This window comes from Streptomyces nanshensis (assembly GCF_001751255.1).
Classification (GTDB): domain Bacteria; phylum Actinomycetota; class Actinomycetes; order Streptomycetales; family Streptomycetaceae; genus Streptomyces; species Streptomyces nanshensis_A.
In genome coordinates, this window is the sequence record NZ_LJGW01000507.1 from 1 (window position 1) to 933 (window position 933).

At 65.0% G+C, this 933-nt stretch carries 1 protein-coding gene; it reads left to right on the forward strand.

Features of this window, described 5'->3' with window-relative positions; translation table 11 throughout:
• Positions 1–47: 47 nt before the first annotated feature.
• Positions 48–933: acyltransferase domain-containing protein (locus AN218_RS29265; protein ID WP_244900814.1), on the forward strand; the 886-nt coding region annotated here is incomplete at its 3' end.

Here is a 933-nt window from a genome sequence, read left to right on the forward strand (position 1 = left end):
GTTCGTTGGGGGGTGTTTCGGGGGTTGAGGTGTTGGAGCGTATTGAGGTGCTCCAGCCTGTGTTGTTTTCGGTGATGGTGTCGTTGGCGGAGTTGTGGCGGTCGTGTGGGGTGGTGCCGTCTGCGGTGGTGGGGTCGTCGCAGGGGGAGATTGCGGCTGCGTATGTGGCGGGGGTTTTGAGTTTGGAGGATGCGGCGCGGGTGGTGGTGCTGCGTTCTGAGTTGTTTGCGCGGGAGTTGGTGGGTGGGGGTGCGGTGGCGTCGGTGGCGTTGCCGTTGGAGGGTGTGCGGGGGTTGTTGGAGGGGCGGGCTGGTTTGTCGGTGGCGGGGGTGAATGGTCCGTCGGCGGTGACGGTGGCGGGTGAGTCGGGGGTGTTGGAGGAGTTTGTTTCCTCGTGTGAGGCGTTGGGGGTGCGTGCGCGGGTTGTGGGGTCGTCTGTGGCGTCGCATTCGGTGCAGGTGGAGCCGTTGCGTGAGGAGTTGTTGGGGTTGTTGGAGGGTGTGGAGGGTGTTTCGGGGGAGGTGCCGTTTTATTCGACGGTGTCGGGGGGTGTGGTGGATGGTTGTGAGTTGGGTGCGGGGTATTGGTTCCGGAATGCGCGGGAGCCGGTTGATTTTGTTGGTGCGGTGGAGTCGTTGGTGGGGGATGGGTTCCGGGTTTTTGTGGAGTGCAGTGCGCATCCGGTGTTGACGGGTGCGGTGGAGGCGTCGGCGGAGGCGTCGGGTGTTGAGGTTGTGGCGTTGGGGTCGTTGCGGCGTGGTCAGGGGGGTGGGGTTCGTTTTGTGACGTCGGTGGCTGAGGCGTGGGTGTGTGGTGTGCCGGTGGAGTGGGGCCGGTTGTTCGGTGGGGGTGCCGGGTGGGTTGATCTGCCGACGTATGCGTTTCAGCGGGAGCGTTTCTGGCCGGAGGTCCCGGCTCTCGCGGAGGGTGGTT